Raw genomic sequence first — 20,282 nt, 5'->3', positions numbered from 1 at the left:
TTTCATCGAGAGCAATTATGATCATTGTACGCCCTATTAAAAAAAGTGACCTGAAAGCCTTGTACCGCATTGCAGAAGACTCTGGCCACGGTTTTACTTCACTGCCAGTGAATGAAAAATTACTGCAACAGCGTATCAAGCACGCTGAAGATTCCTTTGCCAAAGACGTGAAAGAAGCGGGCAACGAAGGCTACCTTTTTGTCATGGAAGATACCGAAACTGGTGAAGTAGTTGGTACCAGTGGTATTGAAGCCGCGGTAGGTTTAGATGATGCTTTTTATCATTATCACCTAGGTAAAGTTGTCCATAGCTCACGCGAGCTAAATATATACAATACCGTAGAAATCTTGTCTTTGTGTAATGACTACACCGGCGCCAGCGAAATTTGTACATTATTTTTAAGTGACAGCCACCGAAAAAATAATAATGGCCGCTTTTTATCGCGTTTCCGTTTTCTTTTTATCGCCGAACACAAAGAGCGTTTTTCTGACACCATTATTGCAGAAATGCGTGGTATTTCAGATGAAAACGGCAATTCGCCATTTTGGCAGTGGCTTGAAGAGCACTTTTTCTCGATGGACTTTCCGACCGCCGATTATTTAACTGGCATAGGTAAAAAAGTATTTATTGCTGAATTAATGCCTAAATACCCAATTTACGTTAGTTTGCTCAGTAAAGAAGCACAAGCAGTCATCGACAAAGTACATCCAAAAACTGTGCCCGCACTGCGTTTATTAGAAGCGGAAGGTTTTGCCCGACGTGGCTATGTTGATATTTTTGATGGTGGTCCAACGGTTGAGTCACATGTCAACAATATCAGAACCGTAAACCATAGTAAGCGTTGCCAAGTCATCATAGACGAAGTGCACTCTACGGATAATTATATTATCTGTAATAGCAAAGTTGCAGACTTTAGAGCCACGCAAGCGCAACTGTCATTACGTGAAACCGCTAACCAAGTAGTCATTAGTCAAGCGGTTGCCGATGCGTTAATGGTAAGTGAAGGCGATTGGGTTCGTTTAGTCACTAATTAATTACCGCAAATTAAGCACGGTAAATTAGCTGAGCAAATAACATACTGATATATATACCCGTGACCAACCAAAGAAGCGTTTGAGCAACAGCACTTCATCGTTGTTTTGAATTATAATGACGCTACATGGATGGTGTTATTAGAGAATACAGGAGCAATTATCCTGAGTATATTCTCCTGAATAACCTTATTTCATCACAGCGCCTTGAATTAAAATTGCTCAAGCACTCTGAAACAGGCATCTTGAATGGTCACGGGTGTGGCTAACACCAGCCATTCATCTAGTTACTAATGGTGACAGCGACACTCTCTGTCACCACTACCAATGAGAAGGAAATACCATGTCTCACACAAACCCAGTTCAATTTATTAATGGTCAATGGCAAGCAGGCTTAGGCCATGATGTTAGTTCATTTAACCCAGCTCGCAATGAAGTTATTTGGCAAGGAAAAACGGCCAGTGCCGAGCAAGTAAACGCTGCGGTATTAAGCGCTCGTCAAGCTTTTGAAAGCTGGGCAAATATTAGTTTAGAAGAACGCATTGCTGTGATCACTAAATTTGCTGAGTTATTGGCTGAAAACAAAGACGCCTTAGCAACAACAATTGCTTTAGAAACAGGCAAGCCAAAGTGGGAAACTACCGGTGAAGCCGGCGCTATGGTCGCTAAAATAGCTATTTCACTTAAAGCTTATAACGAACGTACCGGTACGGTTGAAAACCCTATGCCTGGCGCTAAAGCCTTTATTCGTCACAAACCACATGGTGTTGTTGCTATTTTTGGTCCTTATAACTTCCCAGGTCATTTACCCAATGGCCATATAGTACCGGCACTAATTGCCGGTAATACTATTGTATTTAAGCCAAGTGAATTAACGCCACGTGTCGCAGAAGAAATGCTGAAGTTATGGGAGAAAGCCGGTTTACCTAACGGTGTTATCAACCTAATTCAAGGCGAAGTGGAAACAGGTAAAGCTTTAGCTAGCCATAAACTTATTGATGGCTTGTTTTTCACGGGTAGCTCAACTACCGGCCATTTATTACACGAACAATTCGCCGGTCAACCCGGTAAAATTCTAGCACTAGAAATGGGTGGTAATAACCCACTGGTTGTTAAAGGTGTCAGCGATATCGATGCGGCAGTACATGACATTATTCAGTCTGCCTTCGTAACCACTGGCCAACGCTGTACTTGTGCACGTCGTTTATTTATTGAAGCCAATGAACAAGGCGATGCCATTTTAGCGCGCTTTATTGAAGTGACAAAAAACTTAACCATTGGTTATTACGATGATGAAGAGCAGCCATTTATGGGCTCTATGATCTCGGAAAAGGCAGCCTTAGGTTTAGTCGCTGCCCAAGCTAAATTACTAGCACTTGGAGCCACATCAATACTTGAACTTAAGCACTTAGAAGTAGGTACAGGTTTTGTTTCCCCGGGTATTATCGATGTGAGTGATATTATTGCCGACATACCTGATGAAGAATATTTTGGCCCATTAGTGAAAGTTTATCGTTACACTGACTTTGATAAAGCCATTGATGAAGCGAATAACACCGGCTTTGGTTTATCTGCAGGCTTACTATCTGACAGTGAAGATTCATACAAGCACTTTTTTACCCGTATTCGTGCTGGTATCGTTAACTGGAATAAGCCTATTACCGGCGCAAGCAGTGCAGCACCTTTTGGTGGTATTGGTGCTAGTGGTAACCACAGAGCCAGTGCATTTTATGCGGCTGATTATTGTGCTTACCCTATCGCGTCAGTAGAAGCGAGCAAAGTAAGCTTGCCTGAAACATTAACACCAGGTTTAAAATTCTAAATGAAACACGACAATACTCTTACCACACCAGCATTAACCGATATTACTGATGAAAGCTTTATCAAAGCGTATCAGCAATTTATCAAGCAAGGCGACTTTATCGCCTTAACTCGCCAGTTTGAACAAGGCTTTGTGCAAACTGGCACCCGTAATAAGCTAAGTTTTAGCGTCAAAAATGCCAAAGCGAGTTTACTTGATAGCGGTGTATTGTTAATTGAGCCTGAAAACTCAACTAAAGCAAGTAAGAGTATTGTCATTTCATCGGGCATTCATGGTAATGAAACAGCTCCCATTGAAATTGTTCAACAACTTATTAGCGATATAATTGCGCAAAAAATACAGGTCAAACATGCGACCCTTTTCATTATGGGTAACCCCGTGGCCATGAATATTTCCAAGCGCTTTCAAACAGAGAATTTAAACCGCTTATTTTCTGGTAAACACCAAGAGATAGCCCCTTGTTTTGAAAAATATCGCGCTGAAAAGCTAGAAACTTATGTGAGTGCTTTCTTTAATGCTGGCGCTGACAAAGGCACTAGTGCTACGACCAGTAATATCGAAGTAACTAACTATCACTACGATTTACATACCGCTATTCGTGACTCTAAATATGAAAAATTTGCCATTTATCCTTACCAAGGTGATAAACCATGGGATAAAGAACAATTAACTTTTATGGCTGCTTGTGGGGTTAATACTATTTTATTTGGTCATGGTCCTTCGGGCACTTTTTCATATTTTAGTAGTGCACATTTTTCCGCACATGCTTTTACCGTCGAACTGGGCAAAGTCAGACCCTTTGGTGAAAACAATATGGATAATTTCCAAGCCATGACTGACAACTTAAACGCACTCATCTGCGGTAATGAAATTACTTTAAAAAGCTTTAACAATGAAGATTTTAACTTATTTAAAGTCCTAGGTGATATCACTAAAGTGAGTGATAATTTCAAATTATTTATCGGTGATGAAATCAGTAACTTTACCGATTACCCGGTTGATACCTTGTTATCAACCGATACTGGAGCAGAGTACCGTACTACGCAACCAGGTGAGAGCATTGTCTTCCCTAATGCCAAAGTTGGTAATGGTCAGCGAGCCGTGTTAATGGTGGTACCAACAACACTGTACTAAGTGTTTTATACTTAGTATCAAGGTAAAGGGGTGCTTGATTCAGCTTATCTAAAAAGGCTACACTAGCTGCTATACTCAAACAAAAGTACAATTCACCGGCAAAGGTAAGTAAGACAATTATGGTTACAGACACTGAAGGTTATATTCAAATCATTGAGTACCTTACCGAACACCTCAGTTTATTTGAAAATTCAATCGCGCCAGAACACGCGAGTGAAACCGTAATGTCCGCCATTGAAGTTGAGTTGTGTGGACAAATCATTAACGTTTGTAGCCAAAATAAGAATTTAACCTTTAATCAACGTAATGCCATAATTCGTGAAGTTGATGCCATTGTCTATGATCTAGAAGAGATCCTGTCCGGCGTTATCAACAATCCGGTTAATGATGAGCAATTAGCCTTCATTCGTGAATTTGCCAGCTTAATAAAGAACCTCTTTGATAGCGTCATTCATAACGATTAATCCTAAATAGCATAAGTTCTCCCCTATTTAACCTTGGCAGTTCGGCGTTATTGCCTGCTAAAGCCTCTATTACCTATTACAACTGGTGGTGCTGCTGTAACTTAGATAGAATCCCCAATATTCATTCAAAATAGAGTCAACAATGAGAGCACAAGTAAAATGGTTAGGCGAAGAGTTATTCATAGGCACCTCAGCAAGTGGTCATACTATGATTTTAGACGCAAATGCTGGTAACCTAGCCCCTAGCCCTTTGGAGGCGGTGCTAATTTCTTTAGGCGGATGCTCGTCAGTTGATGTAGTGAGCATTTTACAAAAATCTCGACAAAATATTACCGGCTGTAAGGTCGAAATAAATGGCACACGGGTTGATAGCGTGCCAGCACTGTTCGAAAAAATACATCTACATTTTGTTATTACCGGCAGTGATATTACGGCGAAACACGTAGAGCGAGCAGTGAGTTTATCTGCTGATAAATATTGCTCAGTCGCTTTAATGCTTAATGCCAAAGTTGACATTACTCATGATTTTGAAATTATAACTCAGTAAGTAATTATCACGGTATGCATAGCGCCAATAAAATCCCTCTGTATGGCTTCAATAATTTAACCAAAAGTTTAAGTTTTTCATTATACCGAGTACATTATTTACCGTCACCTGAGGCCGTTATTCACTATAATGCTTACATCAATAAAAGCTATAATAGTGAGCACCTTGGCGTGCTACTTACTAAAATTTGTCATGCCATTGGCGGTAATGTCTTAAATATAGCGAGCCAAGATTATACGCCACAAGGCGCAAGTGTCACCTTAATGATTTCAGAAGAAGCAAAACCTGAATCTTTAGTCGCTCACTTAGATAAAAGCCACTTGTGTATTCACACCTACCCTGAAGAAACGCCACAACAAGGCATTGCCATTTTCAGAGCCGATATTGAGCTATCAACTTGTGGCGTCATTTCACCGTTAAAGGTCTTAGATTATGTCATTGAGGCTTTCTCAGCTGATGTTATCGATATAGATTACCGTGTCCGAGGCATGACACGTGATCAGCGTGGCGATAAGTGCTTCAGTGATCATGACATTGTCAAAATCAGTGAGCATTTAACTGCCGCCACTCTGGAGAGGTATAGGATTAAGGACAGCGCTATGGCAACGAATAACTTGTTTCATTGTAAATTAGCCAGGCGGACTATTGACTTAAAACAGCATATTTTTAACTCAGGCACAAACTTAGAGCTAGGCTTCAATAAGAATGAAATAACCGCTATCGATGCAAGGCAAGTAACCACACAACTAAGCAGAGAATTAGATGAGCTATTTGTCGGAAAATAGCTTGTTAAATGGGCGTTATAAGTCGCTCATCCAATCAAGTTTTTTATTCGCTTGAGTTTTTCTTTCTATCAAATCTTCTATTAGCGGCGTTAAAATCAACTCCATGGCCAGACCCATTTTGCCCCCAGGAACGACCAGAGTGTTAATACGCGACATAAATGAGCCATCAATCATACGAAGATAATACTGAAAATCAACATTCTTTACTTCTCGAAAGCGGATAACAACAAAACTTTCATCCAAGCTTGGGATTGCCTTGGCACTAAATGGATTGGAGGTATCAACCGTAGGAACGCGCTGAAAGTTAATATGTGTACGGGAAAACTGTGGCGTGATAAAGGAGATATAATCGTCCATACTGCGCACTATGCTAGCAGTGACCGCTTCTCTACTGTGACCACGTTGATTGGTATCGCGAATGATCTTTTGAATCCACTCTAAATTAACAATAGGTACCATACCAATGAGTAAATCGACATGTTTGGCTACGTCATTATCTTTAGTGACCACACCACCATGAAGACCCTCGTAGTATAATAAATCTGTACCGTCACCAAGCTCTTGCCATGGGGTAAAAGTGCCTGGCATTTGGTTAAAGGGTACCGCCTCATCGAAACTATGAAGGTAACGTCTAATTTGACCCTTACCGGTTTCACCATAGTCACGAAATAACTTTTGCAACGCACTAAAATCATTAGCCAAATCACCAAAATAACTAATATTAGTGCCTGATTCTTTAGCTTTTCTCTTTTCCAGATCCATTTCTTGACGGGAGAAACGATGAAAGCTATCACCCTCAACATTTACCGAAGTAATGCCAAGTGTTCTAAAAATATGTTCAAAAGAAGCGGTACTAGTTGAAGTGCCTGCTCCTGATGAGCCAGTAACGGCAATTATTGGGTTTCGTGACGACATAAGGGCTCAAAAATAAACTAATGTACTATAGATATTTTATACGGTGAAATGACGTTTAGGTCAAGTAGCAAAGTAACAAGCTTCACTAACTGAGCTGTAGTTATATCACTACAAGTCATTTTTAAGCAATAAAAAACGGAGCCTAAGCTCCGTTTTTATAAGTATAATTTAGTAAACTAAATTATGCTTCTGCTGATTCTTCAACTACTTCAGGAGCATCTTCTACTACTGGGCGGTCTACTAATTCAATATAAGCCATAGGCGCTTTATCACCAGTACGGAAACCACATTTTAAAATGCGAGTGTAACCACCTGGACGATCTTGGTAACGAGCACCAAGTTCGTTGAATAAAATACCTACTACTTCTTTATCTTGTGTACGAGCAAACGCTAAACGGCGATTTGCAACACTGTCGGTTTTAGCCAATGTAATCAGTGGCTCTACAACCATACGTAGTTCTTTAGCTTTAGCAACGGTGGTTTTAATAATACCGTGCTTAACTAAAGAGCTTGCCATATTGCGGAACATCGCTTTACGATGACTGCTATTACGGTTTAACTGGCGACCGCTTTGACGATGACGCATAAGTTAATCCTTCTCTCAAACTATTAATAAAAAAACGATGATCGAACTAGTCGTTGTCAACAATGCTTTCTGGCGGCCAGTTTTCTAGGCGCATGCCTAGAGACAAACCACGAGACGCTAACACGTCTTTGATTTCAGTTAGAGACTTCTTACCTAAATTAGGCGTTTTAAGAAGCTCAACTTCAGCACGTTGTACTAAATCACCAATGTATTGAATTGCTTCTGCTTTTAAACAGTTAGCTGAACGAACAGTTAATTCTAGATCATCAACAGGACGAAGCAAAATCGGGTCGAACAATGGTTTTTCTTCCACTTGTTCTACTTCTTTAATATCACGAAGTTCTACAAACGCATCAAGCTGTTCAGCAAGAATTGTTGAAGCACGACGGATAGCTTCTTCCGGATCCAATGTACCATTGGTTTCCATGTCTATAATTAATTTGTCTAAATCTGTACGTTGTTCAACACGTGCAGACTCAACATCATAAGCAATTCTTACTACTGGGCTGAATGAGGCATCTACCAACAAACGACCAATAGCACGATCTTCTTCCTCGGCATCACGACGAACTGAAGCAGGTACGTAACCACGACCCATTTCAATTTTAATGCGCATGCTGATAGAACCTTCACTTGTTAAAGTGCAGATAACATGTTCTGGGTTAGTAATAGTTACGTCACCATCATGTTGAATATCAGCTGCCGTTACAGGGCCTTCACCAGACTTAGTTAACGTTAGAACGGCTTCATTTTTGCCTTCTAATATTATTGCTAGCCCTTTAAGATTTAACAATATTTCGATGATGTCCTCTTGAACACCTTCTTTACTACTGTACTCATGTAATACACCATCAATCTCAACTTCAGTTACGGCACAACCCGGCATTGAAGATAAAAGAATGCGGCGTAACGCATTACCTAAAGTGTGACCAAAACCACGTTCTAGTGGCTCTAAAGTTACTTTAGCGCGACGAGGGTTGATATGTTCGATACCAACCATACGTGGTCTAAGGAATTCGGTTACAGAACCCTGCATATATGTCCTCTCTTAAAGTGCAACTTTACTATTTAGAGTAAAGTTCAACAATCAACTGTTCATTAATTTCGGCAGACAAATCAGAACGATCTGGAAGACGTTTAAAAATGCCTTCAAGCTTCTTAGTATCTACTTCAACCCAAAGTGGCTTCTCACGTTGATCAGCTAATTCTAAAGCAGCGATAATACGCGCTTGAGTTTTAGATTTCTCACGAACAGAAACAGTATCTTCAGCTTTAACAGTGAAAGATGGAATATTAACTACTCCGCCGTTTACCACGATAGCCTTATGGCTAACTAATTGACGGGCTTCAGCACGAGTACTGGCATAACCCATACGGTAAACTACGTTATCTAAACGCGTTTCTAAAAGCTGTAACAAGTTTTCACCTGTGTTACCTTTTTGACGTGCTGCTTCTTTGTAGTAATTACTGAATTGTTTTTCTAGTACGCCATAAATACGACGAACTTTTTGTTTTTCACGAAGTTGAACACCGTAGTCAGACAAACGACCGCGACGGGCGCCATGTTGACCTGGTATTGTTTCGATTTTACATTTAGTGTCAATTGCTCTAACACCACTTTTAAGGAACAAATCTGTTCCTTCGCGGCGACAAAGTTTTAACTTAGGACCTAAATATCTAGCCATTTTCTTTCTCCAACTATCCTAAAAAATGCGATTAAACGCGACGTTTCTTAGGAGGACGACAACCATTATGAGGAATTGGTGTAACGTCAGTAATGTTGGTGATTTTAAAACCAGCAGCATTTAGGGCACGGATAGCAGATTCACGACCTGGACCTGGACCTTTAACGAAAACTTCAATATTCTTCAAGCCAAACTCTTTTGCAGCAGCGCCTGCGCGGTCTGCAGCAACTTGTGCAGCAAACGGAGTAGATTTACGTGAACCACGGAAACCTGAACCACCTGCAGTCGCCCAAGATAAAGCATTACCTTGGCGGTCTGTAAGAGTCACGATTGTGTTGTTAAAAGAGGCGTGGATATGAGCCATGCCATCGACAACTTGTTTTTTTACGCGTTTACGCGAACGAACTGGTGTTTTTGCCATTGTCTAGTTCCTCTTACTTCCTAATTGGCTTACGAGGACCTTTACGGGTGCGCGCATTTGTTTTAGTGCGTTGACCACGTAGAGGAAGACTACGACGGTGACGGATGCCACGGTAACAACCTAAATCCATAAGACGTTTAATGTTCATTGAAACTTCACGGCGCAAATCACCTTCTACGGTAAATTTGTCCACTTCAGCGCGAAGCAAATCAATTTTTGCTTCGTCTAATTCACTGATCTTCGTTGATTCAGCGATACCAGTTGCTGCACAGATTGCTTTCGCACGTGTAGCTCCGATACCGTAAATCGCAGTAATGGCGATTACTGCATGCTTACGATCAGGGATGTTAATGCCAGCGATACGGGCCACTAACACATCTCCTATAAATAATTAAAATTACGTTGGTTGGAAAGCCCGTTAGGATACCCAACCATTCTCTTTTTACTGCAAATCGAAACGGCATTATACAGAATCCTCCGCATAATGCCAGTTCTAAAAGATTTGAGTTAATATCAGACGATATTAACCTTGTCTTTGCTTGTGCTTAGGTTCAATACAAAGAACGCGAATTACGCCTTTACGTTTTACCACTTTACAATTACGACAAATCTTTTTTACGGATGCACGTACTTTCATTTTATACTCCGTTAACTCATCAAACTCAGTCTAACGACTATAGCCTTTCAAGTTTGCTTTTTTAAGTACATTGTCATATTGATGAGACATCAAATGCGTTTGTACTTGTGCCATAAAGTCCATAATCACAACCACGATAATCAATAACGATGTACCGCCGAAGTAGAACTGTACGTCCCACGCCATGATCATAAACTGTGGAACCAAACAGACAAAGGTAATATACGCCGCACCACATAGGGTTAAGCGAGTCATCACTTTATCAATATATTTGGATGTTTGTTCACCCGGACGAATCCCTGGAATGAATGCACCTGACTTTTTCAAGTTATCTGCTGTTTCACGCGGATTGAAAACAAGCGCCGTGTAAAAGAAACAGAAAAATATAATTGCTGCTGCTAGCATGAATACATACAAAGGCTGCCCTGGCGACATCGCCTGAGAAATACCTTGTAAGAAATCAGCTACCGGGCCATCTCCTTGTCCAAACCAGCTCGCAAGCGTGCCAGGGAACAAGATAATGCTTGAGGCAAAGATAGGCGGTATAACACCGGCCATATTCACTTTCAGCGGTAAATGTGTGCTTTGCGCGGCAAAAACCTTGCGGCCTTGTTGGCGTTTAGCGTAGTTAACAACAATACGTCGTTGACCACGTTCCACAAATACCACTAAGAAAGTTACTGCAAATACCACAACGCCGATAAGCAATAATACTAATAAGTGTATTTCACCTTGACGCGCCTTCTCAGCTGTTTGAGCAACTGCAGATGGCATGCCAGCAACAATACCCGCGAAAATAATAATCGAAATACCATTACCGATACCACGTTCAGTAATTTGTTCACCTAACCACATTAAAAACATGGTACCAGTAACCAAACTAACCACAGCGGTAAAATAGAAACTAAAGCCAGCATTAATGACTAGACCTTGCATCATATCCGGTAAGTTTACCGCAATCCCTATCGCTTGAACTGTTGCTAGAACTAAAGTGCCGTAGCGTGTGTATTGACTAATTTTACGTCGTCCAGCTTCACCTTCTTTTTTCAATTCTGCCATTGCCGGGTGCATAACCGTAAGCAATTGCATAATAATAGAAGCTGAAATGTACGGCATAATACCAAGCGCCAATACTGAGGCTCGCTCAAGTGCACCACCGGAGAACATGTTAAACATTTCTACGATAGTGCCCTTTTGTTGATCAAAGAACTGAGCTAATACAGCGGCGTCAATACCAGGGATTGGCACAAAAGACCCTAAACGAAGCACTACTAATGCCACGAATACGAACCATAATCTTTGTTTTAGCTCAGACAAACCGCCTGCGCCTTTACTTCCTTTTTGAGAAGCCATTCCTGGTGTAGCCATAGTGTACTATTCCTCGATTTTGCCACCAGCAGCTTCAATAGCTACTTGTGCGCCTTTAGTTACCGCAATGCCACGTAATGTAATAGGACGAGTAATCTCGCCAGATAACATAACTTTTACCGCTATGATATTACGTGTAATTAGACCAGCGTCTTTAAGTGCGTGAATGTCAACAACATCACCTTTGATAAGATTTAATTCATGTAAACGAATTTCAGCGCGAACTAAAGATTTACGTGAAGTAAAACCAAATTTAGGTAAACGTTGTTTTAATGGCATTTGACCACCTTCAAAACCAGGACGTACACTACCGCCAGAACGAGACTTCTGACCTTTGTGACCACGACCACCAGTTTTACCGATGCCTGAACCAATACCACGACCACAGCGCTTTTTAGCTTTGTGAGATCCCGGTGCAGGGGATAAAGTATTTAAACGCATAATTAATCCTCCACCTTAACCATATAATAAACCTTGTTGATCATACCACGTATAGAGGGAGTATCTTCTAACTCCACTGTATGATTGATACGACGCAAGCCAAGGCCTTTTAATGTAGCTCTATGTTTCGGTAAACGACCGATAGAACTTTTTATTTGAGTTACTTTAACTGTTTTAGACATGCTCAATTACCCCAAAATTTCTTTAACGCTTTTGCCACGTTTAGCTGCCATATCTTTAGGTGAATGCATATTCACTAAAGCTGAAACAGTAGCGCGAACTACGTTGATTGGGTTAGTAGAACCGTATGCTTTTGACAATACGTTCTGAACGCCTGCAACTTCAAGTACTGCACGCATCGCGCCACCGGCGATGATACCTGTACCGTCAGAGGCTGGTTTCATGAAAACTTTAGAGCCTGAATGCTTGCCAGTAATAACATGTTGAAGAGTAGTACCCTTCAAGTCTATCGTTACTATGTTACGGTGCGCTTTTTCCATTGCTTTTTGGATTGCAGCAGGCACTTCACGTGCTTTACCGTAACCAAAACCAACACGACCATTACCGTCACCAACTACTGTTAGTGCGGTGAAACTGAAAATACGACCACCTTTAACCACTTTAGAAACGCGGTTAACTGCGATTAGCTTTTCAGCCATATCACTTTGTTGTGAGTTTTCTTGCTTATGATTAGCCATTATAACCCCTAGAACTGAAGACCAGCTTCACGAGCTGCTTCTGCTAACGCTTTAACGCGACCATGATAAAGGAAACCAGAGCGATCAAAAGCTATCTTAGAGATACCTTTTGCGACAGCACGTTCAGCGATTGCTTTACCTACTGCAGTTGCTGCGGCAACATTACCTGTTTTTTCAATTTGTGCAGCAACTTCTTTGTCTAAAGTAGACGCAGATGCGATTACTTCAGAACCCGTTGGTGCGATCAATTGAGCGTAAATGTGACGAGGAGTACGGAATATAACTAAACGATTCGCACCCAACTCGCTAATTTTTGCACGAGCGCGTCGAGCGCGGCGCAAACGAGATGTTCTCTTATCCATAGTATTACCCTACTTCTTCTTAGCTTCTTTACGACGAACATTTTCGTTAAGATAACGAACACCTTTACCTTTATAAGGCTCAGGTTTACGGTATGCACGAATGTTCGCAGCGGTTTGACCAACTAAATGCTTATCACAACCTTTCAGTGTGATTTCAGTTTGGCTAGGAGTCTCACAAGTTATTCCTTCAGGAATAGTATGTTTGATTGGGTGTGAAAAACCTAAAGATAAGTCTAAAGACTTACCAGCAGCTTTGGCACGATAACCAACACCTTGTAAAACTAATTTCTTTTCAAAACCTTTGCTAACACCTTCAACCATATTATTGATTAAAGCGCGTGTAGTACCGGCTTGAGCCCAAGCTTGTTTGTGATCACATGCGATAGTAACTTTGATTTGGTTTTCTTCTTGAGAAACCGCAACAAACTTATGAATCGTACGTGATAATTCACCTACTGGACCTTTAACTGTAATGTCTTGACCTGATAACGTAATGGTAACGCCAGCAGGAACAACGACAGGTGTTTTTGCAACACGAGACATATTATTCTCCTTACTCTACGAAACCAAGAACTTCACCGCCAATACCCGCAGAGCGAGCGGCACGATCAGTCATCAAACCTTTAGAAGTCGAAATGATCGCAATACCCATGCCAGCAAGAACTTTAGGAAGTTCATCACAGCTTTTGTATATACGAAGACCTGGACGTGAAACACGTTTGATCACTTCAATTACTTCTTTACCTTCAAAATATTTCAATACCACATCTAACTGAGGTTTAGCATCAGTTGATACTGAAAAACTTGAAATATAACCTTCATCTTTAAGTAAGTTGGCAATTGCAACTTTTAACTTAGAAGATGGCATTGCTACTGCAACTTTTGCTGCAGATTGACCGTTGCGGATGCGTGTAAACATGTCCGCGATAGGATCAGTCATCATAACCATTTACTCCCGTGAATTACCAACTAGCTTTCTTAAGACCTGGAACTTCACCACGCATCATGGTTTCGCGTAATTTAATACGGCTTAAACCAAATTTACGTAAGAAACCATGTGGACGTCCAGTAATGCTACAACGGTTACGTTGACGACTACTGCTCGAATCACGAGGTAAACTTTGAAGTTTCAATACAGCATCCCAGCGATCTTCATCAGAAGAATCGGTACCCGAGATGATTGCTTTTAACGCGGCACGCTTTTCAGCATACTTTGCTACTAGCTTGGTTCTTTTTGCTTCACGAGCTTTCATTGACGTTTTAGCCATAACTCTACACCTTCTTCTGGAACGGGAAATTGAAGGCAGACAATAAAGCTAGTCCTTCTTCATTATCTTTCGCGCTAGTAGTAATAGTGATATCTAAACCGCGAATTTTATCGATTTTATCGTACTCGATTTCAGGGAAGATAATTTGCTCACGAACGCCCATGCTGTAGTTACCACGACCATCAAATGACTTAGGATTTAAGCCACGAAAGTCACGGATACGAGGAATTGAAATAGAGATAAAACGCTCTAAAAATTCCCACATACGCTCGCCGCGTAGAGTTACTTTTGTACCAATAGGGTAGCCTTCACGAATTTTGAAGCCCGCAACTGATTTGCGTGCTACTGTCGTTAGCGGCTTTTGCCCTGAGATTGCAGTAAGATCATTTGTGGCGTGCTCTAACACTTTCTTGTCAGAAATAGCTTCACCAACACCCATGTTAAGGGTGATCTTTTCAATCCGAGGGACTTGCATGACACTTTTATAACCAAATTGCTTTTGCAATTCAGCTACAACTGTATCTTTATAAAAATCATGCAGTTTCGCCATCGTTTACTCCAATTAAATTAATTCGTTGTTAGATTTGAAAAAACGAACTTTTTTGCCGTCTTCAATTCTAAAACCAACACGATCTGCTTTACCCGTTTTAGAGTTAACGATCGCTACGTTGGAAACTTGTAAAGGTGCTTCTTTTTCAATGATGCCACCAGGCTGCTGTAACTGAGGTACAGGCTTAGTGTGTTTCTTGATTAAGTTAATACCTTCTACGAATACTTTACCGTTTTCAACAAGAACTTTAGTGACTTTACCAGTCTTACCCTTGTCTTTGCCAGCAAGTATAATTACTTCATCATCACGACGAATCTTAGATGCCATTATCGTGACTCCTTATAGTACTTCAGGTGCTAATGATACGATCTTCATAAAATCTTTACGAAGTTCACGTGTCACAGGCCCGAAAATACGAGTACCAATTGGCTGTAATTTTGCGTCTAGCATTACAGCCGCGTTTTCATCAAAACGGATGGTAGAACCATCTGTACGACGAACACCTTTCTTAGTGCGCACCACTACCGCAGTGTGAACATCACCTTTTTTTACTTTACCGCGAGGAGTTGATTCCTTTACGGCAACTTTGATGATGTCACCAATGCGTGCATAGCGACGGTGCGAGCCACCAAGAACCTTTATACATTGAACACGCTTAGCGCCACTGTTATCAGCAACAATCAGCTGTGATTGCATTTGGATCATTGATTTTTGCTCCACTGTTATCTTTCTTGTAAATTTTTGTGAAAACACAAAAGAAACAATAAGATAAATTAAAATTCAAGGCCAGAAATTGACCCGTCACTGCCTTTTGAAAGACCCCCATTTCGCTTAGAATTTAGACATAAATGCCATCACTCAAACTTAACGGGCGCGAGATTATAACACTACCTAAACAAAAGTGATAGTTTAATTAGCTAAAAAACGAACAGTAGATCACTTACTGCTTTTCGATTAAATGGCTTATTTAGATGGTAAGTGTAAAGGTGACTGGACCATCATTTAACAAGGCTACTTTCATATCAGCAGCAAACACCCCCGTTGGAGTCTTAAAGCCTTGTTGACGTAATTGCCGGACAAAATACTGGTACAAGGTTTTGCTTAACTCAGGCTTAGCTACCGTAGAAAAACTAGGTCGTAATCCTGAATTAGTATCGGCGGCAAGTGTAAATTGCGAGACCACTAAGATATCGCCCTCAGCTTGCTTAACATTTAAGTTCATTTTGTCATGTTCATCATTAAAAATACGATAACCGGCAACACGCTCGGCTAAACGCTTGGCCTTAACTTCATTATCCTCAGGCTCTATTGCCAGGAAAACCAATAAACCTTGGTCAATCTGGCCAACAATCTGCTTATCAACGGTAACGCTGGCCTGACTGACACGCTGTAACAAAGCTATCATTTTATTTGCTCTTCATTTATAAGTGGTAAATTTTCTTTGTTAGGTTTTTGCTCTTTTAACCCTTGCTCTTTTAATAAAGAGTACTCTTGTAATGATACCGTGATCAAGGCTCCAACCAGTACCACTAGCCAAGAAACATAAACCCATAAAAACAGAATAGGGATAGTGGCCAAGGCACCATAAATCACTTGGTAAGAAGGAAATTCCGTTATATATAAGGCAAAGGCTTTTTTAGCTATTTCAAATAAAACACCGGCAACAAATGCGCCCGATAAAGCAAACTTAAATGGCACCGCTTTATTAGGCACGGCCATATAAAGAATAACAAAGGCTATTATGGATGAGAGTAATGGCAGTATACGCAACAGTACATCAAACAAGCCTAAAACATCATACTCATCAACCGCAACTATCGACACTAGATAGGAGGATAACGCAATACTAGCACCAACGAGAATTGGCCCTAAAGTGAGTACCATCCAATACATGGCAAATGAAGTTATTGTCCGGCGTTTATCAGTGACTCGCCAAATTTTATTAAAGGTATTATCAATGGTAGAAATGAGTAATAGTGCCGCGACAAACAAAAATGAGATAGCGACAGCCGACATTTTTGAGGCATTAGCGACAAAACCCGTTAAATACTGCTGCACCACATCTCCCGCGGCAGGGACAAAGTTTTGATAAACAAACTGCTCCACAGTCTGCTGCAGTTCAGCAAAGAGTGGAAATGCTGTCATTACCGATAACATTACCACGACCAAGGGCACTAATGACATTAAACAAACATAGGATAAATACCCGGCGACCACCTGTATTTGTTCGCGTTTAACTCGACGAATAAAATAAAAAATAAGTCCCTTATGTTTATGCCATAACTGACTAATGACTGTTTTTTTAAATAAACTCATATTTGTTAACAATTTACTGATTTGCTCAAGGTAAACCATATACTAAGATAGCGGTAATCAATTTACTAGCATGATGCTAGTAGACCGTGAATTAATAGGGGAGTATTAAATGGCAATTCAAGGCTCAGCGGGGAATGTAATTTCCGCTATTTGTAATGTCTTTTTTCCTGGCTTGGGGCAACTAGTACAAGGTAGGATAATAGCAGCAATAATTTTTGCTATTGTTTGTGTTGGTGGTTATGCCCTGTGGTGGATGGTGATTCCAGCAATTATTGCTGGAATATTTCACTTATGGTCAATCATAGATGCAGCTACTTACAAAAACTAACGTTAATCACGCTTTGATTGATAGCAATCCTATCAACCAAAATCCGGAGCAGCAATAAAAATAACCTGCTTATTTTCAGTTACTGGCTCTGCGTCATCATAACGGTTAATTTCCGCCAATAAGGTTGAAAGCTGCTGTATTTGTTGTGGGTTAGCTTTACCTTGACTGAAAACTTGGCTTAGCTCTTGTAATCTTTTTAATTGTGCTGAGGACATAATACAATTCCTTTTGTTGGGAAATAAAGCAGTGCCTTACTTGCTGCTGGTTAACACTAAGGGTAGTTACAAAAAAACAACTCTGCCGCTTTATTTATAAAACTTAAGTAACAAAATATTAATATAGCCTTAACTGAATTATGTTTAAGCCTGCTAAACAGTCACTTAGCCAAAGTAGAACCAGTCAATAATTGCTTAGACTACAACAATTGCAGAGATGTCTTACAAAAATGGCAAAGGCTTAGCGGAATAAGTTCTGCCTATAGACTTACTTAGGGAAAAATAAAGTTATGAGTTAACGGTTAGACGTCATGCCTTCGTGACACCCGTACAGCTTGGACTCACTCCTAGACCTCAGGACAATTGCTCAGGAGAATGTGCATTCTGCATTCTCTATTAAGTGGCATCCTTGCCACGTCTTCATTGTCTAATAAATTACATCCATGTAACGTCCAACACCGCGACATACCGTACATCCTGTACATACACGCTCTTTGTCGTCCTGACACCGTGACATACCGTACATCCTGTACATACACGCTCTTTGTCGTCCTGACACCGCGACATACCGTACATCCTGTATTACCTTTAGATAACAAAAAACGCCTAGTACTTTCGTAATAGGCGTTTTTTAATTTTCTTAAAGGTGGTCAATAATTACTTAATTGATCTACCATCACGTTTACGTTCATTCTCTTTTAAGAACTTCTTACGTATACGAATATTCTTAGGTGTTACTTCAACCAACTCATCGTTATCAATAAACTCTAATGCTTGCTCTAAAGTCATATTGATTGCTGGAGTTAAGGTTTGTGCTTCATCAGTACCTGAAGAACGTACGTTAGTTAACTGCTTGCCTCTAAGTACGTTAACCGTTAAATCGTTATCACGGCTATGAATACCAACAATTTGACCTTCATACACTTCAACACCATGACCAATCATCATACGGCCACGAGATTGTAAGTTAAAGATAGCGTTAGTCAGTGCTTTACCAGTAGCGTTAGCAACCATTACACCATTTTTACGTTGGCCAATTTCACCACCCTTATGAGGACCATATTCGAAGAAGGTATGGTAAATCAAACCAGAGCCTGAAGTCATGGTCATAAATTCAGTTTGGAAACCGATTAAACCACGACTTGGCATGATGAAGTCCATGCGAATACGACCCGTACCATCAGGTGCCATATCCGTTAATTCAGCTTTACGGATACCCATTGTTTCCATGACAGCACCCTGATGTTGCTCTTCAACATCAATAGTTACCGTTTCATAGGGTTCTTGTAATTCGCCATCAATTTCACGAACAATGACTTCAGGACGAGATACCGCTAGCTCAAAGCCTTCACGACGCATGTTTTCAATTAAAATACCTAAATGAAGCTCACCACGACCTGATACTTTAAATTTGTCTGGATCTGGTAGTTCCTCAACACGTAATGCTACGTTATGTACTAATTCTTTTTCTAAACGCTCTTTGATATTACGTGAAGTAACATACTTACCTTCTTTACCACAAAATGGTGAAGTATTAACTTGGAAAGTCATGTTGATAGTCGGTTCATCAATAGATAGCAGCGGTAAACCTTCAACATCGGTCGGACAACAAACCGTATCCGAAATTTTCAACTCACCTAAACCAGTAACAGCAACAATATCACCAGCAAAACCTTCAGGCATGTCATAACGTTCTAGACCTAAGTAACCAAATACTTTACCAACTTTGGCGTTATGTATACCGCCGTTAGCAAGTTTAACCGTTACTTGTTGATTTGGTTTAACACTACCACGTTGAATGCGACCAACACCGATTACACCCAAGTATGAGCTATAATCAAGTTGTGAAATTTGCATTTGGAAAGAACCTTCAGGTTCTACATTAGGCACAGGTACTTCTGCGATAATAGTATCAAATAAAGGACTCATATCCGTGCCAATGACACCTTCTTCAAGAGAAGCCCAACCATTGATTGCTGAAGTGTAAACAACTTTAAAGTCTAGTTGTTCATCCGTAGCACCAAGTTTATCAAATAAGTCGAACACTTGATCCATAACCCAATCAGGGCGAGAACCTGGCTTATCAACTTTATTGATAACAAGAATTGGTTTTAAACCTTGAGCAAAGGCTTTCTTCGTCACAAAACGCGTTTGCGGCATAGGGCCTTCTTGTGCATCAACAATCAATAGTACAGAATCGACCATTGACATTACACGCTCTACTTCACCACCAAAATCGGCATGACCAGGAGTATCAACAATATTTATACGGTAGTCGCCCCAGTTAACAGCGGTATTTTTAGCTAAAATAGTGATACCACGTTCTTTTTCAATATCATTTGAATCCATAACACGTTCGTCATGGCCTCCACGTGAATCTAAAGTACCTGATTGCTCAAGTAATTTATCAACTAAAGTGGTTTTTCCGTGGTCAACGTGGGCAATAATTGCCACATTTCTTAATTTATCTAACACTGGCTTTACTCGCTGTTACTATCGTTTATCGCTACTTCAGCGGATTAACGAAATGGGGCTATAATTTTGCGCGCATTATACAGATATTTAGGCTAAAAAGGAATCAATATCCGCTTTTATTAATTATTATAGCCATCTCTTAATATCGTAAACTGGACTATTGTTTTTTTGGAAATAATGTAACCTAGTGCTGACAAACCCCTCAAGCTAATCCACCCCTCACGAGGCATAAAA

The 20,282-nt window shown here is 40.5% G+C and carries 29 protein-coding genes; 7 read left to right on the top strand and 22 right to left on the bottom strand.

The window, feature by feature from the left end; genetic code table 11:
- Nucleotides 1-17 precede the first annotated feature (17 nt).
- The 6 genes from astA to speD all read left to right on the top strand — a co-directional run bounded on the left by astA (nt 18) and on the right by speD (nt 5,783).
- Complete coding sequence (astA, locus tag ASU03_RS02105; RefSeq protein ID WP_057830251.1) at nt 18-1,034, top strand: arginine N-succinyltransferase; 1,017 nt, start codon at nt 18-20, stop codon at nt 1,032-1,034.
- A 340-nt stretch (nt 1,035-1,374) separates the two neighbouring features.
- On the top strand, nt 1,375-2,853 hold the full coding sequence (gene astD / locus ASU03_RS02100) for a succinylglutamate-semialdehyde dehydrogenase (RefSeq protein WP_057830250.1): 1,479 nt from the start codon (nt 1,375-1,377) through the stop codon (nt 2,851-2,853).
- Nucleotides 2,854-3,987: a succinylglutamate desuccinylase gene (astE, locus tag ASU03_RS02095; protein ID WP_057830249.1), complete on the top strand. Its 1,134-nt coding sequence runs from the start codon at nt 2,854-2,856 to the stop codon at nt 3,985-3,987.
- Between the two features lie 119 nt (nt 3,988-4,106).
- Entirely contained in the window at nt 4,107-4,451 is a 345-nt protein-coding gene (locus ASU03_RS02090) for a DUF3802 family protein (protein WP_057830248.1), read from the top strand.
- A 142-nt stretch (nt 4,452-4,593) separates the two neighbouring features.
- Complete coding sequence (locus ASU03_RS02085) at nt 4,594-4,998, top strand: OsmC family protein (protein WP_057830247.1); 405 nt, start codon at nt 4,594-4,596, stop codon at nt 4,996-4,998.
- 14 nt (nt 4,999-5,012) lie between these two features.
- Complete coding sequence (gene speD, locus ASU03_RS02080; protein WP_057830246.1) at nt 5,013-5,783, top strand: adenosylmethionine decarboxylase; 771 nt, start codon at nt 5,013-5,015, stop codon at nt 5,781-5,783.
- A gap of 15 nt (nt 5,784-5,798) precedes the next feature.
- Here speD and ASU03_RS02075 read toward each other — a convergent pair whose 3' ends face one another.
- From ASU03_RS02075 to ASU03_RS01985, 20 genes are all read right to left on the bottom strand, one after another.
- Nucleotides 5,799-6,698, bottom strand: coding sequence for a phosphoribulokinase (locus ASU03_RS02075; RefSeq protein WP_057830245.1), 900 nt, complete (start codon nt 6,696-6,698; stop codon nt 5,799-5,801).
- Nucleotides 6,699-6,879: 181 nt separating this feature from the next.
- On the bottom strand, nt 6,880-7,284 hold the full coding sequence (gene rplQ, locus ASU03_RS02070) for a 50S ribosomal protein L17 (protein WP_057179581.1): 405 nt from the start codon (nt 7,282-7,284) through the stop codon (nt 6,880-6,882).
- Nucleotides 7,285-7,330: 46 nt separating this feature from the next.
- A complete protein-coding gene (locus ASU03_RS02065) occupies nt 7,331-8,320 on the bottom strand; it encodes a DNA-directed RNA polymerase subunit alpha (protein ID WP_057179580.1) in 990 nt (329 codons plus the stop codon).
- A gap of 28 nt (nt 8,321-8,348) precedes the next feature.
- Nucleotides 8,349-8,969 carry a 30S ribosomal protein S4 gene (rpsD, locus tag ASU03_RS02060; protein WP_057179579.1) on the bottom strand — a complete coding sequence of 207 codons (621 nt, stop codon included), beginning with the start codon at nt 8,967-8,969 and terminating at the stop codon, nt 8,349-8,351.
- A gap of 31 nt (nt 8,970-9,000) precedes the next feature.
- Nucleotides 9,001-9,390, bottom strand: a complete 390-nt coding sequence (gene rpsK, locus ASU03_RS02055; RefSeq protein ID WP_057179578.1) for a 30S ribosomal protein S11 — start codon at nt 9,388-9,390, stop codon at nt 9,001-9,003.
- Between the two features lie 13 nt (nt 9,391-9,403).
- Nucleotides 9,404-9,760 carry a 30S ribosomal protein S13 gene (rpsM, locus tag ASU03_RS02050; protein WP_057179577.1) on the bottom strand — a complete coding sequence of 119 codons (357 nt, stop codon included), beginning with the start codon at nt 9,758-9,760 and terminating at the stop codon, nt 9,404-9,406.
- 153 nt (nt 9,761-9,913) lie between these two features.
- Entirely contained in the window at nt 9,914-10,027 is a 114-nt protein-coding gene (gene rpmJ, locus ASU03_RS19645) for a 50S ribosomal protein L36 (RefSeq protein ID WP_081967783.1), read from the bottom strand.
- Nucleotides 10,028-10,057: 30 nt separating this feature from the next.
- Entirely contained in the window at nt 10,058-11,395 is a 1,338-nt protein-coding gene (gene secY, locus ASU03_RS02045) for a preprotein translocase subunit SecY (RefSeq protein WP_057830244.1), read from the bottom strand.
- 6 nt (nt 11,396-11,401) lie between these two features.
- Nucleotides 11,402-11,836 carry a 50S ribosomal protein L15 gene (rplO, locus tag ASU03_RS02040; RefSeq protein ID WP_057830243.1) on the bottom strand — a complete coding sequence of 145 codons (435 nt, stop codon included), beginning with the start codon at nt 11,834-11,836 and terminating at the stop codon, nt 11,402-11,404.
- A gap of 2 nt (nt 11,837-11,838) precedes the next feature.
- On the bottom strand, nt 11,839-12,018 hold the full coding sequence (gene rpmD, locus ASU03_RS02035) for a 50S ribosomal protein L30 (protein ID WP_057179574.1): 180 nt from the start codon (nt 12,016-12,018) through the stop codon (nt 11,839-11,841).
- 6 nt (nt 12,019-12,024) lie between these two features.
- On the bottom strand, nt 12,025-12,534 hold the full coding sequence (rpsE, locus tag ASU03_RS02030; RefSeq protein ID WP_019026709.1) for a 30S ribosomal protein S5: 510 nt from the start codon (nt 12,532-12,534) through the stop codon (nt 12,025-12,027).
- A gap of 8 nt (nt 12,535-12,542) precedes the next feature.
- Nucleotides 12,543-12,896 carry a 50S ribosomal protein L18 gene (rplR, locus tag ASU03_RS02025; RefSeq protein WP_057830242.1) on the bottom strand — a complete coding sequence of 118 codons (354 nt, stop codon included), beginning with the start codon at nt 12,894-12,896 and terminating at the stop codon, nt 12,543-12,545.
- Nucleotides 12,897-12,905: 9 nt separating this feature from the next.
- Entirely contained in the window at nt 12,906-13,439 is a 534-nt protein-coding gene (rplF, locus tag ASU03_RS02020) for a 50S ribosomal protein L6 (protein WP_057830241.1), read from the bottom strand.
- 10 nt (nt 13,440-13,449) lie between these two features.
- Nucleotides 13,450-13,839 (bottom strand): 30S ribosomal protein S8, encoded by a 390-nt coding sequence (rpsH, locus tag ASU03_RS02015; protein ID WP_088568923.1) that lies wholly within the window; start codon nt 13,837-13,839, stop codon nt 13,450-13,452.
- A 19-nt stretch (nt 13,840-13,858) separates the two neighbouring features.
- Nucleotides 13,859-14,164, bottom strand: a complete 306-nt coding sequence (rpsN, locus tag ASU03_RS02010; protein ID WP_057830240.1) for a 30S ribosomal protein S14 — start codon at nt 14,162-14,164, stop codon at nt 13,859-13,861.
- Nucleotides 14,165-14,168: 4 nt separating this feature from the next.
- Complete coding sequence (gene rplE, locus ASU03_RS02005; RefSeq protein ID WP_057830239.1) at nt 14,169-14,714, bottom strand: 50S ribosomal protein L5; 546 nt, start codon at nt 14,712-14,714, stop codon at nt 14,169-14,171.
- Between the two features lie 12 nt (nt 14,715-14,726).
- Nucleotides 14,727-15,041, bottom strand: a complete 315-nt coding sequence (gene rplX / locus ASU03_RS02000; protein WP_057830238.1) for a 50S ribosomal protein L24 — start codon at nt 15,039-15,041, stop codon at nt 14,727-14,729.
- Between the two features lie 12 nt (nt 15,042-15,053).
- Entirely contained in the window at nt 15,054-15,419 is a 366-nt protein-coding gene (gene rplN / locus ASU03_RS01995) for a 50S ribosomal protein L14 (protein WP_057830966.1), read from the bottom strand.
- Nucleotides 15,420-15,681: 262 nt separating this feature from the next.
- The gene (gene dtd, locus ASU03_RS01990; RefSeq protein ID WP_057830237.1) at nt 15,682-16,119 is read right to left on the bottom strand and encodes a D-aminoacyl-tRNA deacylase; all 438 of its coding nucleotides are present in this window, start codon (nt 16,117-16,119) and stop codon (nt 15,682-15,684) included.
- Nucleotides 16,116-17,030 carry a virulence factor BrkB family protein gene (locus ASU03_RS01985; RefSeq protein ID WP_082627164.1) on the bottom strand — a complete coding sequence of 305 codons (915 nt, stop codon included), beginning with the start codon at nt 17,028-17,030 and terminating at the stop codon, nt 16,116-16,118. The genes dtd and ASU03_RS01985 overlap by 4 nt, the downstream gene beginning before the upstream one ends.
- A gap of 109 nt (nt 17,031-17,139) precedes the next feature.
- On the opposite strand from ASU03_RS01985, the gene ASU03_RS01980 reads away from it, so the two are divergent.
- A complete protein-coding gene (locus ASU03_RS01980; protein WP_057830236.1) occupies nt 17,140-17,358 on the top strand; it encodes a hypothetical protein in 219 nt (72 codons plus the stop codon).
- Between the two features lie 32 nt (nt 17,359-17,390).
- Here ASU03_RS01980 and ASU03_RS01975 read toward each other — a convergent pair whose 3' ends face one another.
- Together ASU03_RS01975 and typA are read right to left on the bottom strand one after the other, a co-directional pair.
- Nucleotides 17,391-17,573, bottom strand: coding sequence for a hypothetical protein (locus tag ASU03_RS01975; protein WP_057830235.1), 183 nt, complete (start codon nt 17,571-17,573; stop codon nt 17,391-17,393).
- A gap of 657 nt (nt 17,574-18,230) precedes the next feature.
- Entirely contained in the window at nt 18,231-20,048 is a 1,818-nt protein-coding gene (typA, locus tag ASU03_RS01970; protein WP_057830234.1) for a translational GTPase TypA, read from the bottom strand.
- Nucleotides 20,049-20,282: the final 234 nt, after the last annotated feature.

The sequence above is a fragment of the Colwellia sp. TT2012 genome (genome assembly GCF_001440345.1).
Classification (GTDB): Bacteria; Pseudomonadota; Gammaproteobacteria; order Enterobacterales; family Alteromonadaceae; genus Colwellia.
Note: the sequence above shows the minus strand (reverse complement) of the source record. Positions and strands in the feature narration are given on the sequence as shown.